At 66.4% G+C, this 26,602-nt stretch carries 25 protein-coding genes; 10 read left to right on the top strand and 15 right to left on the bottom strand.

Annotated elements, in window-relative coordinates; all coding sequences use genetic code 11:
- Positions 1–3 precede the first annotated feature (3 nt).
- From B9Y86_RS06465 to B9Y86_RS06455, 3 genes are all read right to left on the bottom strand, one after another.
- Complete coding sequence (locus B9Y86_RS06465) at positions 4–1,326, bottom strand: alpha/beta hydrolase (RefSeq protein WP_085484213.1); 1,323 nt, start codon at positions 1,324–1,326, stop codon at positions 4–6.
- A complete protein-coding gene (locus B9Y86_RS06460; RefSeq protein WP_176223281.1) occupies positions 1,310–3,700 on the bottom strand; it encodes a bifunctional lysylphosphatidylglycerol flippase/synthetase MprF in 2,391 nt (796 codons plus the stop codon). Before B9Y86_RS06460 ends, B9Y86_RS06465 begins: the two co-directional genes overlap by 17 nt.
- 211 nt (positions 3,701–3,911) lie before the next feature.
- Complete coding sequence (locus tag B9Y86_RS06455; RefSeq protein ID WP_085484209.1) at positions 3,912–4,499, bottom strand: TetR/AcrR family transcriptional regulator; 588 nt, start codon at positions 4,497–4,499, stop codon at positions 3,912–3,914.
- Positions 4,500–4,578: 79 nt separating this feature from the next.
- Between B9Y86_RS06455 and B9Y86_RS06450 the strand changes: the two genes are divergently transcribed.
- Both B9Y86_RS06450 and B9Y86_RS06445 read left to right on the top strand, forming a co-directional pair.
- Positions 4,579–4,968, top strand: coding sequence for a DUF1304 domain-containing protein (locus tag B9Y86_RS06450; protein WP_085484207.1), 390 nt, complete (start codon positions 4,579–4,581; stop codon positions 4,966–4,968).
- A gap of 67 nt (positions 4,969–5,035) precedes the next feature.
- A complete protein-coding gene (locus B9Y86_RS06445) occupies positions 5,036–6,013 on the top strand; it encodes a zinc-binding dehydrogenase (RefSeq protein WP_085484205.1) in 978 nt (325 codons plus the stop codon).
- A gap of 55 nt (positions 6,014–6,068) precedes the next feature.
- Here B9Y86_RS06445 and B9Y86_RS06440 read toward each other — a convergent pair whose 3' ends face one another.
- A complete protein-coding gene (locus B9Y86_RS06440) occupies positions 6,069–7,355 on the bottom strand; it encodes a hemolysin family protein (RefSeq protein ID WP_085484203.1) in 1,287 nt (428 codons plus the stop codon).
- A gap of 218 nt (positions 7,356–7,573) precedes the next feature.
- On the opposite strand from B9Y86_RS06440, the gene B9Y86_RS06435 reads away from it, so the two are divergent.
- Positions 7,574–8,542: an aldo/keto reductase gene (locus B9Y86_RS06435; protein ID WP_085484201.1), complete on the top strand. Its 969-nt coding sequence runs from the start codon at positions 7,574–7,576 to the stop codon at positions 8,540–8,542.
- A gap of 70 nt (positions 8,543–8,612) precedes the next feature.
- On the top strand, positions 8,613–9,473 hold the full coding sequence (locus B9Y86_RS06430; RefSeq protein ID WP_085484199.1) for an aldo/keto reductase: 861 nt from the start codon (positions 8,613–8,615) through the stop codon (positions 9,471–9,473).
- A gap of 143 nt (positions 9,474–9,616) precedes the next feature.
- On the opposite strand, the gene B9Y86_RS06425 is transcribed toward B9Y86_RS06430, so the two are convergent.
- Positions 9,617–10,504 carry a LysR family transcriptional regulator gene (locus tag B9Y86_RS06425; protein ID WP_085484197.1) on the bottom strand — a complete coding sequence of 296 codons (888 nt, stop codon included), beginning with the start codon at positions 10,502–10,504 and terminating at the stop codon, positions 9,617–9,619.
- A gap of 51 nt (positions 10,505–10,555) precedes the next feature.
- Here B9Y86_RS06425 and B9Y86_RS06420 point away from each other — a divergent pair, with 51 nt between their 5' ends.
- The gene (locus tag B9Y86_RS06420; protein WP_085484195.1) at positions 10,556–11,317 is read left to right on the top strand and encodes a class I SAM-dependent methyltransferase; all 762 of its coding nucleotides are present in this window, start codon (positions 10,556–10,558) and stop codon (positions 11,315–11,317) included.
- Positions 11,318–11,336: 19 nt separating this feature from the next.
- On the opposite strand, the gene B9Y86_RS06415 is transcribed toward B9Y86_RS06420, so the two are convergent.
- Both B9Y86_RS06415 and B9Y86_RS06410 read right to left on the bottom strand, forming a co-directional pair.
- Positions 11,337–12,113: a lysophospholipid acyltransferase family protein gene (locus B9Y86_RS06415; RefSeq protein WP_085485271.1), complete on the bottom strand. Its 777-nt coding sequence runs from the start codon at positions 12,111–12,113 to the stop codon at positions 11,337–11,339.
- 26 nt (positions 12,114–12,139) lie between these two features.
- Positions 12,140–12,406 (bottom strand): hypothetical protein, encoded by a 267-nt coding sequence (locus tag B9Y86_RS06410; protein WP_085484193.1) that lies wholly within the window; start codon positions 12,404–12,406, stop codon positions 12,140–12,142.
- Positions 12,407–12,539: 133 nt separating this feature from the next.
- On the opposite strand from B9Y86_RS06410, the gene B9Y86_RS06405 reads away from it, so the two are divergent.
- Together B9Y86_RS06405 and B9Y86_RS06400 are read left to right on the top strand one after the other, a co-directional pair.
- Positions 12,540–12,908, top strand: coding sequence for a hypothetical protein (locus B9Y86_RS06405; RefSeq protein ID WP_139824776.1), 369 nt, complete (start codon positions 12,540–12,542; stop codon positions 12,906–12,908).
- 78 nt (positions 12,909–12,986) lie between these two features.
- A complete protein-coding gene (locus B9Y86_RS06400; RefSeq protein WP_085484189.1) occupies positions 12,987–14,429 on the top strand; it encodes a serine hydrolase in 1,443 nt (480 codons plus the stop codon).
- Between the two features lie 129 nt (positions 14,430–14,558).
- On the opposite strand, the gene B9Y86_RS06395 is transcribed toward B9Y86_RS06400, so the two are convergent.
- The 5 genes from B9Y86_RS06395 to ald all read right to left on the bottom strand — a co-directional run bounded on the left by B9Y86_RS06395 (position 14,559) and on the right by ald (position 21,411).
- The gene (locus tag B9Y86_RS06395) at positions 14,559–15,416 is read right to left on the bottom strand and encodes a PhzF family phenazine biosynthesis protein (protein WP_085484187.1); all 858 of its coding nucleotides are present in this window, start codon (positions 15,414–15,416) and stop codon (positions 14,559–14,561) included.
- A 62-nt stretch (positions 15,417–15,478) separates the two neighbouring features.
- On the bottom strand, positions 15,479–18,676 hold the full coding sequence (locus B9Y86_RS06390) for an AAA family ATPase (protein ID WP_085484185.1): 3,198 nt from the start codon (positions 18,674–18,676) through the stop codon (positions 15,479–15,481).
- Positions 18,673–19,878, bottom strand: coding sequence for an exonuclease SbcCD subunit D (locus tag B9Y86_RS06385; RefSeq protein WP_085484183.1), 1,206 nt, complete (start codon positions 19,876–19,878; stop codon positions 18,673–18,675). The genes B9Y86_RS06390 and B9Y86_RS06385 overlap by 4 nt, the downstream gene beginning before the upstream one ends.
- Before the next feature lie 9 nt (positions 19,879–19,887).
- Entirely contained in the window at positions 19,888–20,271 is a 384-nt protein-coding gene (locus B9Y86_RS06380; protein ID WP_139824775.1) for a hypothetical protein, read from the bottom strand.
- A 24-nt stretch (positions 20,272–20,295) separates the two neighbouring features.
- A complete protein-coding gene (gene ald, locus B9Y86_RS06375; protein ID WP_085484179.1) occupies positions 20,296–21,411 on the bottom strand; it encodes an alanine dehydrogenase in 1,116 nt (371 codons plus the stop codon).
- 149 nt (positions 21,412–21,560) lie between these two features.
- Between ald and B9Y86_RS06370 the strand changes: the two genes are divergently transcribed.
- Entirely contained in the window at positions 21,561–22,073 is a 513-nt protein-coding gene (locus B9Y86_RS06370) for an Lrp/AsnC family transcriptional regulator (protein WP_085484177.1), read from the top strand.
- 119 nt (positions 22,074–22,192) lie between these two features.
- On the opposite strand, the gene B9Y86_RS06365 is transcribed toward B9Y86_RS06370, so the two are convergent.
- Positions 22,193–23,044, bottom strand: coding sequence for an alpha/beta fold hydrolase (locus B9Y86_RS06365; RefSeq protein ID WP_176223280.1), 852 nt, complete (start codon positions 23,042–23,044; stop codon positions 22,193–22,195).
- Between the two features lie 59 nt (positions 23,045–23,103).
- Between B9Y86_RS06365 and B9Y86_RS06360 the strand changes: the two genes are divergently transcribed.
- Positions 23,104–23,451: a VOC family protein gene (locus B9Y86_RS06360; protein ID WP_085484173.1), complete on the top strand. Its 348-nt coding sequence runs from the start codon at positions 23,104–23,106 to the stop codon at positions 23,449–23,451.
- Positions 23,452–23,461: 10 nt separating this feature from the next.
- Here the strand turns inward: B9Y86_RS06360 and B9Y86_RS06355 are convergent, their stop codons facing one another.
- Both B9Y86_RS06355 and B9Y86_RS06350 read right to left on the bottom strand, forming a co-directional pair.
- On the bottom strand, positions 23,462–23,881 hold the full coding sequence (locus B9Y86_RS06355; RefSeq protein WP_217809179.1) for a RidA family protein: 420 nt from the start codon (positions 23,879–23,881) through the stop codon (positions 23,462–23,464).
- A 131-nt stretch (positions 23,882–24,012) separates the two neighbouring features.
- Positions 24,013–24,351: a DUF3140 domain-containing protein gene (locus tag B9Y86_RS06350; protein ID WP_085484171.1), complete on the bottom strand. Its 339-nt coding sequence runs from the start codon at positions 24,349–24,351 to the stop codon at positions 24,013–24,015.
- A 130-nt stretch (positions 24,352–24,481) separates the two neighbouring features.
- Between B9Y86_RS06350 and B9Y86_RS06345 the strand changes: the two genes are divergently transcribed.
- Positions 24,482–26,590 (top strand): heavy metal translocating P-type ATPase, encoded by a 2,109-nt coding sequence (locus tag B9Y86_RS06345; RefSeq protein WP_085484169.1) that lies wholly within the window; start codon positions 24,482–24,484, stop codon positions 26,588–26,590.
- Positions 26,591–26,602 lie beyond the last annotated feature (12 nt).

Here is a 26,602-nt window from a genome sequence, read left to right as displayed (position 1 = left end):
CTGTTAGCTGGCCTGCTTCGCGGAGAGCGACCAGTGGTCGGCGATGAGCTGCAGGCCCTGGGCGAACACGTACGACCAGGTCGTGGAGTCGTGCGCGCTGCCCGGCGCCTCGATGTACGTGGCGTCCATTCCGGCCGCCTTGGCTGCGGCGTAGACGGTCTTGACCTGCGGCAAAAAAGCCTCATCGTTGGAGCCGACACCGAAGACGGCGAACGTATCGGCGTACTGGCCGTGCTGCTGCATGATGTTCGTGGGGTAGGCGGCCTCGTATCGAGTCAGGCTGCCACCGAATGCCGCGTCGGCGGTCTTCTGTTCGTTGCCGATGCGCGGGTACTGCTCGCCCGATGCGTCGAGGATCGCTCCGAACAGATTCGGAAAGGCCGCGCCGAGCTGAATGGAGCACGTACCGCCCTGGGACAGCCCACCGACCGCCCAATAGTGCGGATCGTCGATCACATTGAGGTTCGCCTTGATCCAGTTGGGCACGTCGATGGTGAGGTAGCTCTGAGACTTGCCGAGAGGCGAGTCCACGCACATCGGGTTGGCTGTCGGAGCTCCGAGTTGGTCGGGGGCCACCACGATCGGGGCGAGCCCGTCGTGCGCCTTGGCATAGGCGTCGAGGCTCTGCTGCAGCTTGTCGGTGAGGAAGGGGTCTTCGGGGGTTCCCGGCTGACCTGACATCATGACCATCACCGGCAGCTTCGGGGGGTTCGCCGTGAGCGCAGCGGGCGGCAGATACACGACCCCTGGCCTGGCAGGGAATCCGGACTCGGTCGCGGGGATCGTGACGGTCGTCAGGGTTCCGACCTTCGGCATGCCCTCCGGAGCGACCCAGTCTGCGATCGTCGGCACCGCGACGCCCTCGACCTCGGGAAGGGGCTGGTCGGCCGCATCGACGACAGCGCTGATCCCGAGCGCGCTGCGCACGGTGGGGTACTGTCCGAAGTCGATGTTGATGGCCATCGCGGTGGTGAGAACGAAAAGCACGAGCGCGAGCGCCGACCCGACCACGCGCATCCAGCCTGCGCGCCGCATCGAGACGATCGCGACGCCGAAGGCGGCGAAACCGACCGCGATCCAGACCCGCACGACAGCGGTCAGATCAGCCCCGAAGAGGTCGAGCCAGTCGGAGAGGATCCAGGTCAGGGCTACGCCAACGATCGCTCCGGCGACGGCGGCGACGGCGACATGAGTGAGCCAGCGACGCCGATTCCATCTCGTGCTCGGGCGGCGAAGCACAATCAGCACGACCGCCGCGAAGGCCAGGGCGTACGCGACGTACACCACAGGCCCCTCTGTGATGGCGAGGCTAAGCAGCAGGTTCACGGTGAGCCTCCTGTGTCGGCTTCGGTCGCAGATCGCGAAGCAGCCCGCTCAGCTGCACCACCGACAGCCGGGGCAGGTAGCAGCGTCCGATCGCTGCGCCGACTGCCGGAAGATCCGTGGTGTCAGGGTAGAGCAGCCAGAGGGGAACGAACTCGGGCTGGAACTTCTTCTTGAAATTCAGCAAGGACCGGAATCCGTAGGCGGGCTCGAGCGAGCGTCCGACGTAGTCGAGGATCTGGGCCACGACGCTGCCTCGTACGTCGAGGGTCGACGACTCGGGCGCGGCGTTCGCAAGCGGAGCGCCAGAGAGACTCAGGATCTCCAATCCATCGCTCTTGGCCTGCTCGACCGCGGCGGCGATGACGAACTCCATCGTTCCGTTTGCGGCGTCGGTGCGGCGCCTCATGAAATCGAGGGTGTAGCCGTTGACGCGCGGCTGGCCGGCGTCGTCGGTGCCGTAGAGGGGAAGCCAACTCGTGACCGCCACGATCGTGCCCTCGGCGTCGATGGCGAGCATGAGGCGCACCGACGAATCGACGAGTTCGTCGAGCCCACCGAGTGTGAATCCCATCTCGGGCAGATTCTTCTCCGCGACCCACGCCTCGGAGATGGCCTGGATCTGAGATCTCTGCAGCAGCGACAGTTCACGCCACGAGGTCCACTTCGCCACCACTCCAGCGCGGCCCGCCTTGTTCACAGCCGTGCGGATGTCTTGCCATTTCTTGCCGGTCGGATTCCAGTCGCGGGGTCGCAGAACCGCCTCTTCTGCGACTTTGAGGCGCTGCCAGCGCAGCCCGGCGAAGGTCTCGATCGTGGCATCGTCGACCCCGTAGAAGGTCGGCGTCCACCCGTGATCGCCGCAGAAGCGCACAAAACGCTCGACCACCTGCGGGTCGGCGAACGCGGGACCGAAAGGCCCTCCCACAGCCACGGCCACGAATCCCTGCACCCGGTAAGCGACCGCGGCGTCAGACACCTCGTCGAACCAGAAGGAGTTGCCGGGCCAGGTCGACATGAACGACAGCGTGTGGCCGCCTCCCCGTTCGAGAATCGCCCGTGCACGCACGCGATCGTCATCATCGATCACGGCCGTGCGACCGAGAACGAGAAGACAGGATGCGGTGAGCACCGCGGCCCAGAAGAGTCCCGCCGGCAGCGACCACACCTTATGTGCCCAGTGCGTCGTCGGAACGAATGCGAGCCCGTCGGAGATCACGAAGGTGTGCGGAATGAGACGCAGTGGCAGCGCGCGCAGAATGTCCAGCGCCGTCGGCACCGGCCGGAACTGATCGCTGATCGACAGGATTCCCACGAACGAGATGAGCGCGGTGCCCGCGAGCGCACTCAGCGTGATCACCAGGAACCGCTTTGCACTCGCGCGCGACGGACGAACGTCGACGTGCTTGCGCAGCAGGATGAGCAAGGCGGCACTGGCCAGCGGCAGGATCGCGCACAGGGCGCTGCCGGTGAGGGTCTGCCAGATATAGGGGTCGACCTCTTCATTGGCCTGCTCCGCGATCGCGGTCATGGTCTCCGGCTGAATGACCACGAAGACGCCGAGCATCACGGCGGACATCATGACCTGGATGCAGACGGCCAGCCAGAGGGCGGCGCGGCGACCGCGCAGAATGCCCCAGGCGGCCACGACCCCCACGGCGACAGGAAGAAGTCCGATCAGGGCCGTGCGCGGATGATCGACATCGACGGCCAGAAGACCGTAGATCGAGAGCAGGCCGCTGCCCGAGCCGATCAGGGCGGCCACAACGGGGCCGATCGAGCCGAGGGCCACGACCGCGGCGAGCAGGGTGCGGATCTCGTGATGCGAACTGCGGATGAGCCGGAACTTCGATCTCGATCCACCCAACGCGAAGCCGAGAACGAGCCCGACGGGCACAGCGACGAGTGAGTAGAAGTCGCCCGCTCCACCCGAGTACAGGAAGAGCGTGACGGCGATGAACGACGCGCCCAGACGTATCCGGCGTCGCCACAGGGCCGAAGCGAACGAGCTCGCGGCCATCGCGGCGCAGATGACACCTGTCGCCGGCGACAGCGCCTCGATCGATGGCGCATTCAGCGGCAGAAAACCGAGGTAGGTGCTTTCGACCCAGCTGAGACCGAATCCGATGAGGCCGGATGCGGCGCTGCCGCCGACATACGCGATGGCGGTGCGCCAGCTGCCCATGAGTTGTTCCGCTGCACCGACCACCACCACGATGAATGGCACGACGAAGATCAGGGCTCCTCCGCCGTCGACCGCGAGGAACGCCGTGATGAGGCCCCACCAGCGGTGGTGCCTGAAGACGTCCTCCTGGCCTGTCGCCAGAACCTGCCATCCCCAGTCGTAGGTACTCGAGGCGAACCCGACAATACTCAACACGATGACGATGGCACAGCACATCACGGTAAAGGGATGGCGGAGAATCCAGCGAACGAACAGCACGACTTACCTCAGATCATCAGAACTGATGAAGCGTATCCCTGTCGATTGAGAAAATCTCTCTGAAGCTGAATGTGCGATAAACCCCCAGCTATGGTTCAGCAACTGTGGGGCTTTCGATCAGCAAAATGTCCGGCAACACCCACTGTCAGAAAGCACGGCGCTCCAGAGCATCGAGCGCGGCGTCGAGCATGGCCGCGGCGGCGGCATGGTCGACCCGCACGATAGCCATCGACGCGAAGACCAGGCCGGCGCATGTCGTCGTCAACAGCTCGAGACTCTCGCGAGGCAGTTCGGGATGACGCGCGGCGACACCGGATGCGACCGCGCCACGCAGGTCTGACGTGTAGGCCGTGACAACCGCTGCGAGACCCTCCTCATGGCCCAGCGATGAGCCGGTGGCATTGAGCAGCAGGCATCCGTTCTTGGCCAGGGCCGTATCCTCGTCGACCATCGCGCGACGAAGCCCCCGCAGATAGACCGCGAGCGCATCGGGTTCGACCACATCTGCACGCAAAGGCTCGAGCCGGGGACGGACGACATCGTCGAGGTACGACTCGATCGCGGCATCGAAGAGCCCCCTCTTGCTGCCGAACGAGTGATAGATGCTCGATCGATTCAGCCCGGTCGCCGCCTCGAGATCCGGCAGCGACGTGTCTTCGTAGCCTCGACTCCAGAAGACTCCACGGGCCGCACGCACGACGTCGATCTCCGCGAATGCACGTGTTCTTCCCATGGTTTTCTCCTTTCGACACTGGCAAGCGCCTGTCGAATGAGTATATAGTGAAACGGTCGGTTCAAAAAAGGAGATTCTCATGGTCATCGCATCCGTCGTGATTGCTGCGCTCGCTGCTCTGCTGCACGTCTACATCTTCTGGATGGAGTCGTTGGCGTGGGACGGCCCCGCCGCGCGCAAGACTTTCGGACCGGCGTCCACAGCCGAGGTCGAGACGACAAGGCCCTTCGCCTACAACCAGGGCTTCTACAATCTCTTCCTGGCCATCGCCACGATCATCGGCATCGTCTTCGTGCTGGTCAGCACCTCCGAGGTCGGCCCCGCCCTCATCCTGGTCGGCACCGGATCGATGTTCGCGGCGGCCCTCGTACTGTTCGTGTCGTCGCCCGACAAGCGTTCGGCCGCGATCAAACAGGGCACGCTGCCCCTGCTTGCAGTGATCGCCACCATCATCTCCCTCACCGTCTAACCGACTCCATCACCACCACACCGCGGCACAACCGCCGCTACACCCCAGAGAGAAAGGCGAGAACGCCATGCGCGCCATCATCCACAACGAATTCGGAGACCCGGCAGAGGTTCTCTCTGTAGAGAACGTGCCCACCCCCGAGCCCGGAGCAGGCGAGGTGCGTGTTCGCACCCTGCTGAGCCCCATCCACAACCACGACCTGTGGACGATCCGTGGAACCTATGGATTCAAGCCCGAGCTTCCCGCCCAGGCAGGAACCGAGGCCGTCGGCATCGTCGATGCACTGGGCGAGGGAGTCACCGCACTGCAGGTAGGCCAGAGGGTCGCCTCCGGCGGAACCTTCGGAGTCTGGGCCGAGTACTTCATCGCGAAGGCCGCCGCGCTCATGCCCGTCGACGACGCACTCTCCGACGAGGTCGCCTCGCAGCTCGTGTCGATGCCGTTCAGCGCGATCGCCCTGCTCGACACACTCAACCTCTCCGAGGGCGACTGGCTCGTGCAGAACGCGGCCAACGGCGCGGTCGGTCGACTCGTTGCCCAGCTCGCCGCAGCCCGTGGAATCAACGTGCTCGGCCTCGTGCGGCGCGCTGCCGGAGTCGAGGAGATGAAAGCCCAGGGCATCGGCAACATCGTCGCGACCGACACCGATGGATGGCGCGACGCCGCAGCCGAGATCACCTCGGGGGCGCACATCGGCGTCGGTGTCGACTCCGTCGGCGGATCCGCAGCCGGCGACATCGTCTCGCTGCTGGGCGAGAACGGACATCTCGTGGTCTTCGGCGCGATGGGTGCGCCCACCATGGAGATCCCCTCCGGCCCCATCATCTTCAAGAGCATCTCGGTCTCGGGATTCTGGGGAAGCAAGGTCATGGGCGGCATGGACGGCGCAAAGCGCGCCGCCCTGCTCGGCGAACTGATCACCCGCATCGGTGAAGGCACCTTGACGCTGCCCGTCGAGGAGATCTACTCGTTCGATGACGCTCGCAAGGCGAGTGCCGCGAACTTCGTCGCGGGTCGCGGCGGCAAGGTTCTGCTGCGGCCGTAGCACCGCACGTCGAAGAGCTGGCCACCCTCGGGTGGTCCGCTCTTCGACGTTTCGGCTAGTCGGTCTCGGCTGCCGCCGTCGGAGTGAAGTGCAGTTCGGAGATGCGGCGCCGATCCATTGCCGCCACCTGAAGCACTCCGCCGTCGACATCGATGCGATCGCCCACGACCGCCAGACGTCCGAGCCGCTCGACGACGAATCCGGCCACGGTGTCCGACGCGGCGGGCGGCAGGGTCACTCCAGTCGCCTCTTCGAAGTCCTGGAAGTTCAACCGGCCGTCGACAGCGCCGCCCTGCTCCATCATCTCGGCGGACGCCGTCTCGGTGTCGTACTCGTCGAAGATCTCACCGACGACCTCCTCGACCAGATCCTCCAGCGTCACGATGCCGTCTGTCCCGCCGTACTCGTCGAAGACCACGGCGATATGGTCTCCGGATGCGCGCAGGTTCGTGAGGGTGGTCAGAATTCGCGCGGTCGCCGGAATGAAGGGAATCGGCCGCACGACCTTTCGAACCTCGATCGTGCGGTCTGGCAGCTCGAAGAGGTCGCGCACGTGCACGAACCCCACGATGTCGTCGATGGACTGGTCGACGACGGGAAAGCGCGAGTACGGCAGCGCACGCACAGTTTCGAGAGCGTCGGAGATCGAATCGTCGACCGCGAGCGAAACGACCTCGGGCCGTGGGCGCATGATCTCGCTCACCTGGCGGCCTCGCAGCGACAGCACGTCGTCGAGCATGCGTCGCTCGTCGTCGGGCAACCCCTCGTGGCTGGTCACGATCTCGCGCAGCTCCTCGTCTGAGAGCTTGTCACCGGTCTTGTTCGGGTCGCCCCCGAGCAGGCGCACGACGGCGTTGGTCGACACGGACAGGAACCAGATGACCGGACGCATCAGAACGGCGAAGCCGCCGAGAATCGGCGCGACCGCGTAGGAGAACCGGGCATTGTGCTGGATGGCGAGGCGCTTCGGCGCCAGCTCACCGAGCACCAGCGACAGGTATGCGATGAGCAGGGTGAGCACGATCGTCGCCGTGGTCGAAGCCGCCGCAACCGAGAGCCCGAGGCCCTCGAGCAGCGGCGTCACAGAAGGGGCGATCGAGGATGCGCCATATGCGGCGGAGGCGAAACCGGCGACGGTGACGCCGATCTGCACGGCGGAGAGGAAGGTGTTCGGGTTACGCGCCAGCCCTGCGACGGTCTCACCCCGTCGGCCCCGTTGCGCGATCGCGTTGATCTGACTCTCGCGCAGGGTCACCAGAGCCATCTCAGTGGCAGCGAAAACGCCGCCGACGAGCACGAAGACGATGACGAGAACGATGCTGACGACGAGGTCGCCGCTCATCGGAGGAGCTCCGTCGAACCAGGGTGCACGCCCGGGGTCACCCGGGCGCTGGGATGGTGATGGTCGGAACTGCTCGCAGACGATGTCATGCTCCGAGCATAGGAAACGATCCTCAGAAAAGCCCCTGCGAGTCGCGTTGTCATTGAGAAGAGCGAGGCGTCAATTCGATCGGGGTTCCCTGTTGGACAAGCCCGCTCGGCGGCGCGCAGGCTGAGACCATGGAATACACACACCTCGGACGAACGGGCCTACGCGTGTCGCGCGTCGTACTCGGCACGATGAACTTCGGCCCGCAGACCAGCGAGCCCGACTCACACGCGATCATGGACGCCGCTCACGCTCAGGGCGTCAACTTCTTCGACACCGCTAACGTCTACGGGCAGAGCCTGGGCAAGGGGGCCACCGAGGAGATCGTCGGACGGTTCTTCGCGCAGGGCGGCGGACGACGTGAGAAGACCGTGCTCGCCACGAAGCTCTACGGCGATATGACCGATTATCCCAACGAGGGCAAACTCTCGGCACTCAACATCCGGCACGCGCTCGACGCCAGCCTCACCCGCCTGCAGACCGACTACATCGATCTCTACCAGTTCCATCACGTCGATCGGGCGACCCCGTGGGAGGAGATCTGGCAGGCGATCGAGGTCGCCGTTCAGCAGGGCAAGATCCTCTACGCCGGCAGCAGTAACTTCGCTGGCTGGCACATCGCCCAGGCCCAGGAGGCCGCCAAGACGCGCCACTTCACCGGTCTCGTCAGCGAGCAGTCGATCTACAACCTCATCGTTCGCGACGTCGAGCGCGAGGTGCTCCCGGCCGCCCAGGCCTACGGGCTCGGAGTGATCCCCTGGTCGCCGCTGCAGGGCGGACTGCTCGCCGGAGTCCTCGACAAGGAGGCCGACGGATCGCGCCGCCGTTCGCGCTCCGATGACGAACTCGAGAAGCTGCGCCCGCAGCTCGAGAAGTACGAGGCGTTCGCCGCCGAGCTCGGACACTCCCCCGCCGAGCTGGCGCTGGCCTGGCTGCTGCACCAGCCCGCGGTGACGGCTCCGATCACCGGACCGCGCACCATGAACCAGCTCGACACCGCCATCGCGTCGGTCGACATCACCCTCGACGAGGATGCCCTGGGCCGGCTCGACGAGATCTTCCCAGGCCACAAGACCGCTCCCGAGGACTACGCCTGGTAAGTGGTCTCGATACGGCCGCGGGCGGCCTACTCGAGCAGCGCATCCCATTCGATCCCACGAAAGGAACATCATGAAGCAACGCACCATCGGAGACATCTCTGTCAGCGCCATCGGGTTGGGTGGCATGCCCATGTCTATTGAGGGCCGCCCCGACGAGCATCGATCGATCGCCACGATCCACGCCGCGCTCGACGAGGGTGTCACGTTCATCGACACAGCGGATGCCTACCACCTGGCCGGCGAGAATGAGGTCGGCCACAACGAGCTGCTCATCGCCAAGGCCCTGAAGAGCTACGGCGGCGACACCTCCGGCGTGCTGGTCGCGACCAAGGGCGGCCACCTGAGGCCGGAACCCGGCGGATGGACGCAGAACGGGCATCCGGACTACCTCAAGCAGGCCGCCGAGGCATCCGCCAAGCGCCTGGGCGTCGACGCGATCGGCCTCTACCAGTACCACCGCCCCGACCCGTCGGTGCCGTACGCCGATTCGATCGGCGCGCTCGTCGAGCTTCTGGATGCGGGAACGATCCGCATGGCCGGCATCTCGAACGCCGACCCCGATCAGATCCGGCAGGCGAACGACATTCTCGGTGGTCGCCTCGTGTCGGTGCAGAATCAGTTCTCGCCGAAGTTCCGCTCGAGCGAGAAGGAGCTCGTTCTCGCCGACGAACTGGGCGTCGCGTTCCTTCCGTGGAGCCCGCTCGGCGGCATCACGAATGCCGCATCGCTGGGCGAGAGCTACGAGGCCTTCGGCCGCATCGCCCGCGACCGTGGAGTGACGCCGCAGATCGTCTGCCTCGCGTGGGAGCTCGCGAAGTCGCCTTACGTCATCCCCATCCCTGGCGCCTCACGCCCGGAGTCGATCACGAACTCGGCACTCGCGGCCGACTTCGAGTTGACGCCCGAGGAGTTCGCGGCACTCGACGCGTAGCCCTTCGCTGCGCTGGTCGAGTAGCCGCGCGACGAAGGAGCCGGCGTATCGAGACCACCCTCGAGTGGTCTCGATACGGCCGCGGGCGGCCTACTCGACCAGCGCAGCGAAAGCGGGGCGGCCTACTCGACCGGCGATAAAAGCTACGCCGCGGGCTTCAGCGCCGGCTGCCGCAGACGCCCCACGAGGGCGGCGGCGGCCGGCGCGGCCTGGCGCGGAACGGCAATGGCCGTTGTCCACACGAGCGCGTCGTGCGTGACGGGAACGGCGCTCAGCACGGATGGCCGCTTGTCGGCGAAATGTGCCGGGACAACGGCAACACCGAGGCCGTAACCCACCAGATCGAGCAGCGAGCCGACGTCTCCCACCTCCAGCTCTACCGAGTGCGCGAGCCCCTCTTGTGCGAACGCGCGGTCGGCGAGCACCCGGGCGGCCCACCCGTCCGCGAATCCGACGAATGTCTCGTCGGCAAGATCACCGATCTCGACGCGGCCCCGGCCCGCCAGAGGATGGTCGGGGTGGCACAGCACCACGAAGCCCTCCGACGCGATGGGCAGAAGTTCGACGGTCGCCGGCACGGCTCCGCAGTCGGCGACGAGCGCAAGGTCGAGAAGTCCGGTCGCGACCTGGTCGAGAAGAGTCGTCGATCCGGCGAAGCCGAGTCGAACCGACACGGCCGGGTGTGAGCGGCGAAAGTCGGCGAGCTCCTGCGGCAGGTGCACTCCCCCGAGGCATTGCTCGGTTCCGATGCGCAGTGCACCGCGCAGAACTCCCCGAACGGCGAGCACCGCGTCGCGGGCGGCGGATGCGCTGGCGACGGCGCGCTGAGATTCTTCCAGCATCGCGGTTCCGGCGGGAGTGAGCTGCACGCGCCGGGTGCTGCGGGTGAACAGCGTGGTGCCGAGCTCGGTCTCGAGGGCCCGGATCGACGCGGACAACCCCGACTGCGAGATCTGCAGCGACTCGGCGGCACGAGTGAAGTGCTGGTGCTCGGCGACGGCGACGAAGTGCTCGAGTTGGCGGAGTTCCATGAGGGTTCAAGAGTACGCCTCGCAGCGGGAGCCGTCCTTAGAATCGAAGACATGGCCCGATCCAGCGAACACGCCCTGTCCTTCGGCCGCGCGGTCGGCGATTACGACCGCGGTCGCCCGAGCTACCCGGCCGAGGCCATCGAGTGGGTCCTCGAGCAGATCGACCCCGCGCATCCGGGTGGCGCGCGCGTCGTCGACCTGGGCGCGGGAACGGGCAAGTTCACCGCCGGGCTCGTCGACCATGGCTTTGATGTGACCGCCGTCGAACCCGATGCGCTGATGCGCGAGCGGCTCACGCAGAACCTGCCCACGGTGTCCGCGCTCGAGGGCAGCGGCGAGCACCTTCCACTCGACGATGCGAGCGTCGCGCTCGTCACCGTGGCGCAGGCGTGGCATTGGGTCGATGTGGCTGCCACGTCACTGGAGGTCGCGCGGGTGCTCGAACCGGGAGGCGCTCTCGCACTCGTATGGAACATCCGGGATGCCGATGTCGAGTGGGTGGCCCGGCTCGGCGAGGTGATCGGCGCCTCTGAGGCCGAGAAGTACGGCAGTACGACACCGCCGGTCGGTGCGCCTCTCGAGCGCCAGGCGTATCGCGAGTTCCGCTGGGTGGCCGAGATGAGCCGGGAGCAGTTCTTCGCCATGGTCACCTCGCGCAGCTACGTGATCACGATGGCCGAGGCCGAGCGCGACGAGATGCTGGCCCGCCTCGGGCAGCTGCTCGACGAGCATCCCGACCTGGCAGGCCGCACAAGCTATGCCATGCCCTACGTCACGAGGGTCACGATCGCGCGGGTCGCCGCCCGAGAGTGAGCCCGCGCAGAGGCCGGGCCTAGCCCTCGGCGGCGCGTTCGGCCTCGCGGCGCAGCTCGCGCTGCGCATCGGCCTCCGCGGCTTCAGCGACGGTCGGCGCCGTTCCGCCGAGCGACCTGGGCTGCCACCATTGGCCCGTGCCATCGACCGGATATGACGCCTGCAGCGAGTCGACCATGGTCTGCATCGTCTCGCGCAAAGAACCTGTCACCTGCGTGATGTCATCGTTCTCGCCCACGACGATCGGCTGACCGAACACGAAGTGCACCGGCACGCCGAACCGCTGCCTCAGAGGAATCGTTCGGTTCTTCGTGATCAGTCGCTGGCCGCCCCACACGGCGACAGGAATGATAGGCACCCCCGCATCGCGTGCCAGGCGTGCGGCGCCCGACTTGAGCTCTCGAACGGTGAACGACGAACTCACGCCCGCCTCAGGAAAGACACCGACGAGCTCGCCCGACTTCAGCGCCGAGACCGCGTTCTCGAAGGCAGCGGCGCCCGCCTTCATATCGACGGAGATATGACGCATGCCGCGCAGCAGCCAGCCGACACCGGGCTTGTCGAAGGCACGCTTGGTCGCCATGAAGCGGATGCGGCGTCGGTTGTGCAGCCACGTCTGCCACTCGACGAGGGCGAACTCTAGGTAACCGAAATGCGTCATGGCGATGACAGCACCACCGTGCGGCGGAATGTTCTCGAGGCCCGTGGCGGATCGTTTCGTGCGCAGACCGGCGAAGAGCACCCGCCCCACACCGATGGCCGTGGAGTAGATGGGTTCGCTGGGGCGCCGCTTCATGCGCACAAGGGTACGGGAGCCGCCTGTCAGAATCCGGGGTCGGGGCGGGGGTAGTCGCGGGATGCCGGCTCGTGGTCTTCAACGTCGAGCGTGTCGGTCTCGGCGTGGCCATAGGCATCCGGATCGGGCGGCGACGCCGCGTCGTCGATGGTGACCGTGCCGTCGATATCGGAGGTGATGTTCTCGCCTTCAGTGCGATCGGCTATCCAGTCGGCGGCTGCCTGCCGGTCGCGCCCTGTGTCGCCTGACTCGTCGGGCGAATCGCTCGGTCGTGAAGTCTCGTCGTGGGTCATGCCGTCAGCCTACGACTGGGCCTGGCCGTCGCCTCGGGGGGTTGCCACGGACGCGTACCTTTCTCCGCGATCCGTGCGAAAATAAGAGGTCGAACCCACACGATGGTCGAAACCCGAGGAGACCACACACCCCATGGCTAATGCTGGATCGAAATGCCCCGCCTGCTTACGCACCGTCGCCGTGGGGATCGTCTCGCAGACACTCGTGCAGCACGAAGACAAGACCGGATTCCGCTGCTCAGGATCAGGAACCAGCCCCGGAGCCGGCCGACCGGCCGCAGCGCCTCGTAAGGCCCCCGCATCCGGAACCGCCCGCACCAGCACGGCCGCAAAGCGCACGAGCCCGCCGACCAAGGGCGGCGTCACCGTTCGCCGCGTCGAGGTCGACCAGGAGGAACTGGCCCGTCGGCAGGAGAAGCAGGAGCGCATGCGCGAAGAGCGGGCCGCTGCCGCTCGCGAGCGCAACGACGCCAACATCTCGTACTTCGACGAACTCAGGTAGCCCGCTCGGCGGAGGCTCCAGACGAAGGTAGTTCGCTCGGGGGATGTATCCGTCTGATGCTCCGGCAAGACTGGGGTCATGACGATGCGCCGCCCTCTCGCCCCCTCTTCCGCCATCGCTTCTCACAGCATGCGGGCACAGCGGTCAGGCTCTCTGCGGCGACGCTCGATTGTGGCCGCTCTCGCCACCGCCGTCGCGCTCGCCGTGTCGGCCTGCGCGTCGAGCGGTCCCGAGGCATCCGCAGCGCCGACCGCGGTCGCCCTACCCGACACGGCGGTAGGCAAGAAAGCGCAGTGGGTGCTCTACACGATCAACTCCGACGAGGAGACGACCGAGGCCGAGATCGAGCAGAACATCGCTCCTGTGATGCTCGAGCAGGTGCCGGCCAGTCAGATAGTCGCCATCGTCGGCCAGATGGGCGACGCCAAGCCGTGGATCGCGACGAGCGTGACCGAGGCGACCGGCGGTCTCACCGTTCTGCTGCACAGCTCCTCCGCCGAGCTGCAGATGCAGATCTCCGTCGATGAGCAGCAGCTCATCAACGGGCTGCTGTTCCAGCAACCGCCAGCCGATCGCACACCCGCAGCGAGCTGGAAGGAACTGAAGAAGAACGTCGCCGCTCTGCCCGCCGACACGAGCATGACCGTCACGCGCGTCGATGCTGAAGCGGATGCCGCAGGCGCCGGCGAACGCATCGTCGATATCGCGGGCGACGAGACCAAGCCACTCGGCTCCATCTTCAAGCTCTACGTTCTCGGCGCGGTGGCCGATGCCGTGGCGGCAGGCACCCTGTCGTGGGACGACAACCTGATCATCTCCGACGACACACGGAGCCTTCCATCGGGTGTGCTGCAGGATCAGCCGAGCGGCACCCTGGTGAGTGTTCGCGAGGCCGCGACGAAGATGATCGAGATCAGCGACAACACCGCAACGGATCTGCTGATCGACAGGGTCGGCCGCGAAGCGGTCGAGGCGCAGCTGGCCGTCATGGGTCACCACGATCCTGCTCTGAACACCCCCTTTCTGAAGACCAGGGAGTTGTTCCAGCTCGGATTCGGGCCCGACTTCGGCGATGCACGAGCCTCGTGGGCCGATGCCGGCGTCGACCAGCGTCGTGCAGTGCTCGGCTCGATGCCTGGTGGCGTTCTCGAGCTCAACTCCTTCGACCTCTCGACGACGGCGTGGCAGCAGGGAATCGACTGGTTCGCGGATCCTGCCGATCTCGTTGCGGCCCATCTGGCCCTGCAGCAGAAGGCCGCGACGCCGACGGGCGAGCCGGTGCGCGGCATCCTGTCTGCCAACCCGGGGCTGCAGTTCGACTCCGAGGTGTTCCCCTACATCGCGTTCAAGGGCGGCAGCGCTCCCGGCGTTCTCGCGGGCAGCTGGTTGCTCGAACGCGCCGACGGCGAACGTTTCGTGATCACCATGCAGTCGTCATCGCTCGACCCGGCCGACGTCACAGACACAGCACTCATCTTCGGAAACGTCACCGACGCGGCGAAGCTGTTGGCCGACGAGTAGACGGGTGCTGCCTAACTGAGGACATCTCTCCTACCCCTGTCGTAGATCCCCGGGATCGCGGGAGCTTCGGCCCCCGACTTCGACGTCAGCGGAAGAATGTCCTCAGTTAGCCGCGACCCGGTGAGGCTCTCAGCTGATCGGACTCGCCGTTCCCGTCACCACGATGCCGCCCGCCTCGGGGATGCGTACCGATAGTCGGCTGGGTCTGCCGATGTGCGAGCCCTGGGTGATCTCGATCTCGGCCGGCGCCTCGATCAGTCCGAGCGCCCTCAGATATCCGCCGAACGAGGCCGCCGCAGAACCCGTGGCCGGGTCTTCGGTGATGGCTCCCACGGGAAAGAGGTTGCGGCTGTCGTATTCGCTTGCGCTCGACGGGAAGACCGTCGTGACGGTGCCGCTCCACCCCTGCTCGTTCATGAGCGACCTCATCGCGCCGGGGTCGAACGAGAACGCATCGAATTCGGCACGGTCGGCGAAGACGATGATCGGATGCCTATTGCCGGCGAACGAGACGCGCGGCGGGTAGGCCGGGTCGAGGCGGTCGAGCGATGTCGAGAGAAGACCGAGCAGCGCTTCGAGGACACCCTCGCCGAACGGCTCAACCGACGGTTCGACACTCGTGAACGATGCCGTGATGGCCTCGTCGCCCGCCGCCGTGGTGATCGTGACCGGCCCGACGGGCGTCTCGAACACGAAGTCGCCCACCCCGTCTCTCTGCGCGAGCGCAACTGCGGTGGCCACGGTCGCGTGGCCGCAGAACGGAACCTCGGCCAGGGGCGAGAAGTAGCGCACTCGCACGCGTCGATCGTCGCCCGCCACATTCTGCTCCGTGATGAATGCGGTCTCGGCGAATCCGATCTCGGCTGCGATGGCCTGCATCTCGGCATCGCCGAGCTGAGAGGCGTCGAGCACGATTCCGGCCGGGTTGCCACCGCCGGGTGCATCGGCGAATGCCGTGTACTTCAGCGCCGCCCTCGCATCTGTCATGTACTTATCGTGGCAGAACCGGGCGACGAGCTCGGCGCTAGGCGCGCCCGACCCCGGCCGACCTAGGAGCGCTGATCGATCTCGGAGAACCCCTGCGGCGTGACAGTGATGCGCAGCCGCGACGGGATCTGCTCTTTCATGGCTTCGACGTGGCTGATCAGACCGATCGTGCGGCCCCCTGAACGCAGGCTGTCGAGGGTCGACATCGCTATGGCGAGTGTGTCGGCGTCGAGCGAGCCGAAGCCCTCGTCGATGAACAGGGTGTCGAGCGTGATGCCTCCGGCCTGATTCGACACGACCTCGGCGAGCCCGAGGGCCAGAGCGAGCGATGCCAGGAAAGTCTCCCCGCCCGACAGCGAATGCGTGGCTCTGGCCCGCCCCGTGTGCTGGTCGAGAATGGCGATGCCGAGGCCGGAGCGGGTATTGCGGTACTGAACCGAGTCGTCGTGCTCGAGCGAATAGCGGCCGCCTGTCATCACCGCGAGTCGCGCGTTCGCGGCCCTGATGATCTCTTCGAGTTGGGCCGCGAGCACGTACGACTCGAGCCGCATACGCATGGTGTTGGGCTCGGCGCCCTCGACGGTGTTGGCGAGCGAGCGCATCGTCTCGTATTCGGCGAGCAGGTGTTCGGACGCGTCGAGCCGCTCGAGCGCCTCTGCAACGATGTCGCGAAGTCGCCCCAGTCGATCGGCCACAGACCCGGCCGCCACCCGAGCGTCGTCTCGCTCGACACCCGCCGACTTGCGCACCTCGGCAGCAGACTCGACCTCGACCGGCTCGTCGGGTAGCCCTTGCAGTTCGGGTTCGGCGAGCACGTCGCGCTGCGTGGCACGAGCCACGTCGTGAGCGCCGATGCGGGAGGCCGCGTCTGCACGCTGAGCCGCAGTCAGCCTCGACTCGACAGCCTCGTCCTTATCGGCGAAGCCCTGCTCATCGAGGTGCTGCCTCAGGGTCTGTCGAGCGGATTCGAACGCGAGCTCTTTGTCGTTGTGTGCAATCAGAGCCACTTCGAAATCGCGTGTGACCGAGAAGAGATGCTGCAGTTCGAGTACGCGCTCGGCCACCGTGGAATGGTCTCCTCGGTGCTGCTCGACGAGGTCGATGATCTGTGTTCTCTGCGACACCAGGGCCGCTCGTGCGGTCTTGGTGGACTGCACCCCCTCGGTCAGTTCGGCCACAGTCGACGTGATCGATTCGAGTTCGGCTCGCAGATCGGCGATCTGCTCGTCGAGTTCTCGGGCGGATGCTTCGGCCGCGACAACCGCGGCAAGGGCGAGCTGCGCCACGTCGAGCTGCTCGTCGATCTCGGCAGGAGGCTGACCGCCGCCCGACGCATCGGCCGAGGCGTGCCGCGCGACGAGATCACGCACGGCCAGCCCGGCTTCGGTCAGAGACTCGGACGCACGTGCAAGGCGCGCGCGCTGGGCATCGATTTGATCCTCGGTGACAGGTTCACCGAGATCGGCCGTCCAGGCGGTGGGATTCGGGTGCTCGGTGGAGCCGCAGACCGCGCACGGCTCGCCATCGACGAGTCTCGACGCGAGTTCTGCGGCGTGGCCGTCGAGCCGGCGCGTGAGCAACTGGTCGTAGAGCGTGGCGGCCTCTGTGTTCTCGGTGCTCTTGGCCTTCTCGACGACACGGGCGTCGTCGAGTTCGGACTTCAGGGCGGCGGCGAGCACGGCGGACTGTCGTGCGGTACGCAGCCGCTCAACACGTTCATCGGCCTCAGATCTGCCCGACGCTTCGAGAAGAGACGCGTTTTTCTTCTCGAGCGCCTCGTCGATCTGCGCGGGGAGCGAGTGCGCCCGCTCTGTGGCCGCGGCGAGTTCGACCTGCTGGTCGGCCTCTCTGTCGTCGTACTCAGCGATGCGCTTGGCGAGCTGGGGAATGCGCTTCTCGTCGGCCAGGATCACGTCGAGCCCGCCGAGCATACGGTTGATCTCGGCGGCTGTGATGGCGAGATCGTGCGGCGTAGCTGTCGCCGGTGCCGCGATCGATTCTGCGCTCGCCTCATCTGCGGAGGCTGCCTCGTCGGTCGGCGCCCCGTGCGACGCATCGGCGAGACTCGAGAGAGCGGTGGCCTCGTCGTGAGCGGTGCGGGCAGCTTTCTCATCGGCCGCAGCTCGTTGCAGCGCCGCCTCGGCGACGTTCTCTGCGGCGATATGAGCCCAGACGATCTCGGCTCTGGTCGCCGCCTCGATCAGGCGGCGCTCGTCTGCGATCGATTCTTCATTCTGCTGAAGCTCGACGAGACGTGCAGCTGCCTCGTCGCGGCGGGCCTGAAGACGGCGAGTGTTCTCGCGCGCACGCAAGTCGGTCTCGGCTTCGACAAAACGCGCATCCGCAGCGACCACCCGCGCCTGGGCGGCGTCGAGCTGTTCGACGTGCTCGGCGAGGGCCGACTCGAAGTACCCTCGGTCGGCTTCTCTCTGCATTGCGGGAACGACAGCTTCGTCGGGCACGCTGTCGACATGTGCTGCGGCGCCTTCGCCCTGAGAGCTCACATCCTCGTTATGGCGCGATGTCGCGGCACCGGCGCTCGAACCAGCACCGACGATGGCCTCGACCCGGCTGCCCAGCTGCGCGATGTGCTCGGCAGATTCGCGCTGGAGTACCTCGAGAGCCTTGCGCCGCTCGACCAAGGCCCGCTCGATATCGGCGAAGCGTCGCGTGCCGAACAGGCTCTGCAGTACGCCCTGGCGCTCGTCGTTCTTGGCGTGAAGAAACTTCTGAAACCGGTTCTGGGCGAGCAGAATGACCTGCAGAAACTGATCTTTGCTGAGGCCGAGGATGCCATCGAGTGCGATGCCGACCTCGCGTGGAATGGCGGCGATGCCCTGCCACTCGGCGTCATCGACGAGCTGGGCGCTCGACGACGAGCTACCGGGTGCCCCGCCAACGCGAACGAAGAGCTCTGCGTCCGCGGGCTTCTTCGTGGTGCCCTCACCGCGCTTTTTCGGCTGTTCGTAGTCAGGCGAGCGCCGCACCCGGTAGTTCTGCCCACCCGTGCTGAACCAGAGCTCGACGTATGTGGGGTCGCCAGGATCGCAGTAGTCACTGCGCAGCTGCTGCTGCGTTCCCTCGAACCGAGGAACACTGGCATAGAGGGCGAAGCAGATGGCGTCGAGGATGCTCGATTTGCCGGCGCCGGTGTTGCCGGTGATCAAGAAGATTCCGTCGTCGGCGAAGGCATCGAAGTCGATGTGCTGCGCTGTTTTGTAGGGGCCGAACCCGGCTATCGTGAGGCGATTGATTCTCACGCGGTCGACTCCTGGGCGGCCTGCTCGGCGATGACCTCGACGATCAGCTCGCTCTCGGCGTCTGTTGGGCCCACCCCGTTTCGTACGAACTCGAGAAAGCCCGCGACGACCTCGCTGTCGGAGCGAGCGTGCAGTCGTTCGCTGTAGCTGGCTGCCTGAAGCTCGGCCACGACGGCGGGCTGATGTGTGAGAGCGACCGCGTGAGGAAACCGCGTCTGAATGCGACGCATGCCGTCGATAGGGCGCACCTGATCGGTCAGCACGACGGAAACAAAATGGCCCTCGGCCGAGGCGTGAGACGGGTCTGCGAGCAGTTCGGCGAGCTCACCCGTGAGCACGGTCAGAGGACGCGGCACGGGAAGATCGACCCACTCGACGGTGTCGAGCCCCGCCGCATCGAGCTCGACGAGCCAGGCGCCGCGCGGTTTGGTGGCTTCGCCGAACGAATAATGCAGCGGCGCCCCCGAGTAGCGGATGGCCGGGGTGAGCGTCGATCGGCCGTGGATGTGCCCCAGCGCCACGTAGTCGGGGCCGTCGAAGACGTCGACAGAGACCAGGTCGAGACCGCCAGCAGTGATGTCGCGCTCGACGTCGCTGGCCTCGCTCGACGCCGCACCAACGGCACGAGCCCCTAAGCCGCCGGCGGCACCGGCGACGTTGACCACGAACGCGTGCGACAGCACCACCGAACGAGCTCCGTCTCGTCGGGCGATGTCTTCGCGGATGCGCTGCATGGCATACCCGAGCACCTGGGCGTGGCGCCGCATCTCGACACCGGGGTAGAGGTGCCGCACCAGCGCGGGCTCGAGATAGGGGATGCCGTAGAACAGCACCGGCCCGTAGGCATCGTCGATGACCACGGGCTCGTCGAACTGATCGGGGCGGGTGATGACGTGGATGCCCGCTAAACCGGCCCACTCACTCTGGAAGCCGAGCCTCGTGGCCGAATCGTGGTTGCCGCTGGTGATGACGACGTAGGCGCCTGCCTCGCGGATCTGCCGGATCGCCCGACTGAGCACGTCGAAGGCCTCGCGCGCCGGCGTGGCCGAGTCGAAGATGTCACCCGCAACCACGACCACGTCGACCGACTTCTCTCGAACGACCGCGGTCAGCGCATCGAGCACCGTGCTGAGGTTCTCGAGGGTCGAGTGACCGTGGAACGTTCGACCGATATGCCAGTCGGAGGTGTGCAGGATGCGCATGCGTCAACGCTATAGCGGGCTGCCGACATCGCCGGACGACGACCTGACAGCACCCACGATCATCACGACTCCATACACGGCGAGCGCTGAACAGGCCACCGCCATGACCGTCGCCACCCAGTTGCTGTTCGTCACCGTCTGCGGGCCGACCTCGTCGTCGGGCGAGTCGTAGGTGCAGTCGACACCCAGCGGAAGCCACGTTCGTTCGCCGGTCACTACCGTCGACTCGAGGTAGGGGCCGCCGACCTCAGGCCGGGGCGCTGACTTCGTGCACTGAATCGCGGGGCTTTCCCTGCCGTCGAGCGTGACCCCGAAGGCGACAGCCGCGAGAGCCGTCGCGCCGAAGAACACGACCAGTGCCAGCCCGAACAGAACACGCCACAGAGCTCCCACCGTGGCCATGCTATCCCGCGCGGCTCACACCAGCAGTTCCGCGACGTCGTGACCCACGACATCCAGGGCAGCGGCGACGCCCGCGTTGTAGATGCGCCCGTCATGCGTGTTGAGACCCTTCGCGAGCGCGGGGTCGTCGGCCAGCGCTCGAGCCCACCCCTTGTCGGCGAGCGCCACGACATAGGGCAGAGTCGCGTTGGTCAGCGCGCGGGTGGATGTCTCGGGTACGGCCCCGGGCATGTTCGCCACGCAGTAGTAGACAGTGTCATGCACCGCGAAGATCGGGTCGTCGTGGGTGGTCGCGTGCGATCCTTCGAAGCATCCGCCCTGGTCGATGGCGATGTCGACCAGAACGCTGCCCGGCTTCATCGTGGCGACCATCGCGTCGGTAACGAGCTTCGGTGCCTGCGCACCCGGGATGAGAACCGAGCCGATGACCAGGTCGGCCTCCTTCACCTGTGCGGCGATCTCATAGGCCGACGAGCTGCGCGTCTGCACGGCTCCCCCGAAGCGGACCTCGAGCTCGCGCAGCCGCGGAATCGAGAGGTCGATGATCGTCACATCCGCGCCCATGCCCACAGCGTTGGCCGCCGCGTGCTCACCCGCGACTCCACCGCCGATCACCACGACCTTCGCCTTCGGAGTTCCGGGAACGCCGCCGAGCAGCATTCCGCGCCCGCCGGCCGCACTCATCAGGTGATAGGCCCCGACCTGCGTAGACAGCCGCCCGGCGACCTCGCTCATGGGCTGCAACAGAGGCAGCGATCGATCGGTGAGCTGCACGGTCTCGTAGGCGATGCCGGTGGTTCCGGCGGCGATCAGGGCGTCGGCACAGGCTCTGGATGCGGCCAGATGCAGATAGGTGAAGAGAGTCTGGCCGGCACGCATCCGCGGGAACTCCTCCGCCACCGGCTCCTTCACCTTGAGCACCAGGTCTGCGCCCGCCCAGACCTCGTCGGCCGTGTCCGCGATCGTCGCCCCGGCCTCGATGTACTGCTCGTCGCTGATGCGCGAGCCGAGTCCGGCGCCGCGCTGCACCACGACTGCGTGGCCGCGTCGAACCAGCTCGAACACCCCGGCCGGCGTCGCGGCCACCCTGTTCTCGTTGTTCTTGACCTCTGTGGGCACTCCGATGTGCATGGCTACTCCGTTCGTCGGCGGCGTCTACTGCAGCGGGTGCGCAGGATGTGCCGAAAGTTCTGGCCCAATACTTGCCAAAATTCGTCATGAGTAACAAAGAACCGCAGAATCAGCGGAATCGGCACTGTAATTTATGAAATAGTTCACTCGTGACCGATTCACAGAACTCCCCATCGAATGATCGTCGCGCCGCCTTGCCGCCCGCCGAACTCGACGATATCGATCGCGAGATCCTGCGCATCCTGAGGGCGAACGCCCGCATGCCCAACAATCGGCTGGCCGAACTCGTGGGCATCGCCGCGTCGACCTGCGTCGCACGGGTGAAGTCGCTCGTCGCGCGCGGCGTGATCACCGGCTTCACCGCGAACGTCGATCCCTCCTCAGTGGGCCTGAGCCTGCAGGCACTGATCAGCGTCACCATCAGGGCCGGCGCCCGCAACCTCATGATGGAACTCGGCGAGGAGATCAGGCAGTTTCCCGAGGTGGTGCAGCTGTACTTCCTGGGCGGGGCGGAGGACTTCATCATCCATGTCGCCGTGCGCGACAGCGCCGCCGTGCGCGACTTCGTACTCGACAACCTGTCGGCGCATCCGGCCGTGGCATCGACCCGGACGAGCCTGGTCTTCGACCACCACTTCAGCGGATTGACCATCGCGCCGTGAGCAGAGACCCGTCTGCGCCGATCGAGTAGCCGCGCGACGACGGAGCCGGTGATCACGGCATCCGGGTCTCGATACGGTCGCTGAGCGACCTACTCGACCAGCGCAGAGAAGCGGCCTCGCTACACCTGCTGCCTCGGCTCGTCGGGGTACTCGGCGAACGTCGCGAGCTCGTCGTGCCCCGTGAGGAAGCCGCCGAGAAGCGCCGCCATGACCTCGGGGCGCACGCTGTGATACTCCGCGTCGATGACGAGCGCGCGAGCATTCGGCAGAGCGACCTCCAATGCGGATGCGGCGGGCGGGAAGATGGGAACCGTCGGCTCGCCCACCATGGCGATCACCGGCTGGGTGACGGATGCCCACTGCTCGGCCCACGGCGCATGTTGCGCCCGTTCGAGCAGGGCTTCGTCGTAGGCGAGCGTGTGTGAGATCGCGAGCATGTCGGGCCACGCGGGCGAGCTCTTGGCCCCCTCGAGCCACTGCGGAGGCATGTCCTTCATGAAGTACTCGACGACGGCAGCCTGGTCACCGGCGGCGACAAGCTCGTTCATCGCTCGCAGGTCGGCACCCCCGTCGCCCTCACCCTCGAGCGACAGCGGCACCTCGAACAGGGCGAGCTTCGTGATGCGCTCGCCCACCCCGGGCGTGGCCGCGGCCCAGAGCGCGAGCGCCCCGCCAGAGGAGTTGCCGTAGAGCGCGGCAGATCCGCCCAGCACATCGAGCAGGGCGGCGATATCGTCGACCTCTCGCTCGACCGCATAGTCGGCCGCATCGCCGCTCTCGCCGCGACCGCGCCTGTCGTAGTTGACGACGGAGAATCCCTGATCGGCGAGCAGTGTGGCGATCTGCACCGTCGTGGGGTCGAACGCACGGTAGTTCATGGCACTGCCGACCAGAATGATGGCGAGCGCGCCGCTGCCGAGCCGGTCGTAGGCGATGCGCGTGCCGTCTGCCGATTTCACGAACTCAGTCATAGCTCGAAGCATACTCAGGGGCTTTCGAAGGGGTGCAGCCCCGGCGTAGCGTTTCAGGCATGACACTCACGTGGGAAGAACTGGTCGTCGACTGCGAGGATTTTGTGGCACAGGGTCACTGGTGGGCGGATGCCCTCAGCTGGCAGATCGTCGACGAAGACGAGGAGGGCATCGAGCTGAAGAACCCGACAGGCGCCGGCCCGACACTGCTATTCCTGAACGTTCCCGAGGGCAAGACCGTGAAGAACCGGCTACACCTCGACTTCGTGCCCGACGATCAAGACGCAGAAGTGGAGCGCCTGCTCGCCATGGGCGCCACCCGGGCCGACGTGGGGCAGGGAAAACAGACCTGGGTGGTAGTGGAAGATCCGGAGGGCAACGAGTTCTGCGTGCTCTCAGCGAGATGACGCCCCGATCTCAGATGAGCGGCACGATGGCGTCGATCTGCACCAGGGCATTACCCTGCAGCACATTTACGCCGATCATCGAGCGTGCAGGGGGAAACTCCGTGAAGAATTCACGGAAAACACGATCAATAACGGGTGCGAACTGGATCAGCATCGGCGTGTAGATGGTGAGCTTGATCGCGTTCGACAAGTCGGTGCCTGCCGCCTGACAAATCGCGTTCAGGTTCTTCAAACACTGTCTCATCTGAGCGTCGACCGCTTGATCACCACCGCCAAACGACGGGTTCAGCGGTCGAGGCAGCATCTGCCCGGTAGCGGGGTCGATCGGAAGTTGGTCAGAGACGTATAGCAACCCGTTGTACGTGATCGCTTGACTGGAACCTCCAGGTGACCATGGCGCATCCGGGGTGAAAATCACGTTACGTTCCACAGGTCACTCCTCTGGTCTCAGTATCGACGAGCCCGCTCCAGACATCCTAGAGCGGGAGCAGCTCTCAGCGAGATGACGATTCGGGGGACTTCGATACGGTCACCCGGTGCACCCTGCTGGTCGGAAGACCGCTACCTCTTGAGGGGGTCGTGACCCCAGTTCATCAGCGAGTATCGCCAGGGCGTGTCGCTGACATCACCGCTCGGGCGCTGCGCCGAGTGTCTCTTGATATAGCCCAGCACGGTGCGCATGTGCTCATAGTCGGCCTCGGTCAGTTCGGACTTCTTCTTCTCGAGGATCGAGAGGATGTGACGACCGCTGCGGTGGCCGATCGCCTCTCCTCCCGCCTTCTGCCCCACGCTGCGCGACTCGTCTGTCGAGAGCCACTTCTCGAGCGAGGTGGGGGTGAGGTTCACCGAGTGGGTGAAGTCCGTCCAGATGTCGGCATTGTCGTCATCTTTGTCGCTCATCCCCCCAGTATCCGCCCTCGGGTCACATTCGTCGCGGGGGACTGAAAAACGGCGTCATCTATGCGAGCGTGCCGTCTTTGCCAAGCCGGCTTCGGTTGAGAGATACCCCCCAGGGGTATATGGTCGAGGTATGAGCAACACGCATGACCACCGCACGCACGACCACTCCGGCCACGCAGACCACGAGCAGGTCGAGCACGCCGGCCACGACCACTCGGGCCACGAGGCGCACGATCACGCAGGCCACGAAGGCCACGACCACTCGGCGCACGGAGGTCACGGCGGTCACGCCGCACACTTCCGCCGCCTGTTCTGGATCATGCTCGTGCTCGCCCTGCCCGTGGTCGCGTTCTCGCCGATGTTCGCGCATCTTCTCGGCTACGAACTGCCCGGCTCCCTACTGTTCACCGCGATCTCGCCCGTGCTCGGAACCGTCATGTTCGTCTGGGGCGGCGCTCCCTTCCTCACCGGCGGCCTCGCCGAGATCAAGGCGCGCCAGCCGGGAATGATGCTGCTCATCGCGCTCGCGATCAGCGTGGCCTTCGTCTCGAGCTGGGGCGCGACGCTCGGTCTGCTCGACCACCAGCTCGACTTCTGGTGGGAGCTCGCCCTGCTCATCGTCATCATGCTGCTCGGGCACTGGATCGAGATGCGCTCGCTCGCCCAGGCGTCGAGCGCCCTCGACAGTCTGGCCGCGCTGCTGCCCGACGAGGCAGAGCGGGTGGATGCCGATGGTTCCGTCGAGACCGTCAGCCCGGCCGAGCTGCGGCGCGGCGACATCGTGATCGTTCGCCCCGGGGCACGCCTGCCCGCCGACGGCGTGGTCGTCGAGGGCACCGCCGACGTCGACGAGTCGATGATCACCGGTGAGTCCGTTCCTGTCTCCCGCGGCACCGACGATGCGGTCGTCGCCGGAACGGTCGCGACCGACTCGGCCCTGCGCATCCGGGTCACCGCGACGGGCGACGACACCGCACTCGCCGGCATTCAGAAGCTGGTCGCCGATGCCCAGAACTCGTCGAGCCGCGCCCAGCGCATCGCCGATCGCGCGGCGGCCTGGCTGTTCTGGTTCGCCCTCGGCGCGGCCGTGATCACCGCGGTGGTCTGGTCGCTGGTCGGCAGCCCGAACGACGCGATCATCCGCACCATCACCGTGCTCGTCATCGCCTGCCCGCACGCGCTGGGGCTGGCGATTCCGCTCGTCGTGTCGATAGCCACAGAGCGCGCGGCCAAGGCCGGCGTACTCGTGAAAGACCGCCTCGCCCTCGAGAGCATGCGCACCGTCGACACCGTGCTCTTCGACAAGACCGGAACACTGACCACGGGTTCTCCGATCGTGACCCACGTGCACTCGACCGACTCCCTCGACGACGACCGGCTGCTGGCCCTCGCCGCGTCTGCGGAAGCCGACTCCGAGCATCCGGTCGCCCGGGCCATCGTGGCTGCAGCACACGAGCGTCGTCTGGTCGTTCCTCGCGCCACGAACTTCCGCGCGTCTACCGCGGTAGGCGTCGAGGCCACCGTCGACGGCCGGGTCATCAGCGTGGGCGGTCCTCGGCTGCTCGAGCGCGCCAATGCCACAGCGCTGGATGCGACGCGCGGCTGGTCGAGCGACGGAGCGATCGTGTTGCACGTGCTCGCAGACGGCGTTCAGATCGGCGCGCTCGCTCTCGCCGACGCGGTGCGCCCCGAATCGAAGCAGGCCGTGGCGGAGCTCACCGCCCGAGGCATCCAGGTCGTGATGATCACCGGAGACGCCGAGGCCGTCGCCCACTCGGTGGCCGCAGAGCTCGGAATCGACCGCGTCTACGCGGGCGTGCGCCCCGAAGACAAGTCGCTGACCGTGCGCGAGCTGCAGCAGGAGGGGCGCAAGGTCGCCATGGTCGGCGACGGCGTGAACGATGCTCCCGCGCTCGCCGAGGCCGATGTGGGTATCGCGATCGGCGCGGGAACCGACGTGGCTGTCGCCGCGGCCGGCGTCATCCTGGCCGGAGACGACCCGCGCTCGGTGCTCTCGGTGATCGAGCTGTCGAAGGCCGGCTACCGCAAGATGACACAGAACCTGTGGTGGGCGGCCGGCTACAACCTGCTGTCGGTGCCTCTCGCGGCCGGAGTGCTCGCGCCGATCGGCTTCGTTCTGCCGATGGAGGTGGGCGCCCTGCTGATGTCGCTCTCGACGATCGTGGTGGCGCTCAACGCGCAGCTGCTGCGCCGCATCGACCTGCGCCCGGGGCGCTGACGCATCCGGGGC

This window comes from Agreia pratensis (assembly GCF_900177685.1).
Taxonomy (GTDB): Bacteria; Actinomycetota; Actinomycetes; order Actinomycetales; family Microbacteriaceae; genus Agreia; species Agreia pratensis.
The sequence above is the reverse complement of the archived record's forward strand: the minus strand, read 5'-3'. Positions and strand labels throughout refer to the sequence as shown.

Bases quoted from the DNA above. Each gene is read 5' to 3' on its own strand.
- B9Y86_RS06455 (WP_085484209.1), bottom strand. From the start codon at position 4,499: ATGGGAAGAACACGTGCATTCGCGGAGATCGACGTCGTGCGTGCGGCC.
- B9Y86_RS06450 (WP_085484207.1), top strand. From the start codon at position 4,579: ATGGTCATCGCATCCGTCGTGATTGCTGCGCTCGCTGCTCTGCTGCAC.
- B9Y86_RS06445 (WP_085484205.1), top strand. From the start codon at position 5,036: ATGCGCGCCATCATCCACAACGAATTCGGAGACCCGGCAGAGGTTCTC.
- B9Y86_RS06440 (WP_085484203.1), bottom strand. From the start codon at position 7,355: ATGAGCGGCGACCTCGTCGTCAGCATCGTTCTCGTCATCGTCTTCGTG.
- B9Y86_RS06435 (WP_085484201.1), top strand. From the start codon at position 7,574: ATGGAATACACACACCTCGGACGAACGGGCCTACGCGTGTCGCGCGTC.
- B9Y86_RS06430 (WP_085484199.1), top strand. From the start codon at position 8,613: ATGAAGCAACGCACCATCGGAGACATCTCTGTCAGCGCCATCGGGTTG.
- B9Y86_RS06425 (WP_085484197.1), bottom strand. From the start codon at position 10,504: ATGGAACTCCGCCAACTCGAGCACTTCGTCGCCGTCGCCGAGCACCAG.
- B9Y86_RS06420 (WP_085484195.1), top strand. From the start codon at position 10,556: ATGGCCCGATCCAGCGAACACGCCCTGTCCTTCGGCCGCGCGGTCGGC.
- B9Y86_RS06415 (WP_085485271.1), bottom strand. From the start codon at position 12,113: ATGAAGCGGCGCCCCAGCGAACCCATCTACTCCACGGCCATCGGTGTG.
- B9Y86_RS06410 (WP_085484193.1), bottom strand. From the start codon at position 12,406: ATGACCCACGACGAGACTTCACGACCGAGCGATTCGCCCGACGAGTCA.
- B9Y86_RS06405 (WP_139824776.1), top strand. From the start codon at position 12,540: ATGGCTAATGCTGGATCGAAATGCCCCGCCTGCTTACGCACCGTCGCC.
- B9Y86_RS06400 (WP_085484189.1), top strand. From the start codon at position 12,987: ATGACGATGCGCCGCCCTCTCGCCCCCTCTTCCGCCATCGCTTCTCAC.
- B9Y86_RS06395 (WP_085484187.1), bottom strand. From the start codon at position 15,416: ATGACAGATGCGAGGGCGGCGCTGAAGTACACGGCATTCGCCGATGCA.
- B9Y86_RS06385 (WP_085484183.1), bottom strand. From the start codon at position 19,878: ATGCGCATCCTGCACACCTCCGACTGGCATATCGGTCGAACGTTCCAC.
- ald (WP_085484179.1), bottom strand. From the start codon at position 21,411: ATGCACATCGGAGTGCCCACAGAGGTCAAGAACAACGAGAACAGGGTG.
- B9Y86_RS06365 (WP_176223280.1), bottom strand. From the start codon at position 23,044: ATGACTGAGTTCGTGAAATCGGCAGACGGCACGCGCATCGCCTACGAC.
- B9Y86_RS06360 (WP_085484173.1), top strand. From the start codon at position 23,104: ATGACACTCACGTGGGAAGAACTGGTCGTCGACTGCGAGGATTTTGTG.
- B9Y86_RS06350 (WP_085484171.1), bottom strand. From the start codon at position 24,351: ATGAGCGACAAAGATGACGACAATGCCGACATCTGGACGGACTTCACC.
- B9Y86_RS06345 (WP_085484169.1), top strand. From the start codon at position 24,482: ATGAGCAACACGCATGACCACCGCACGCACGACCACTCCGGCCACGCA.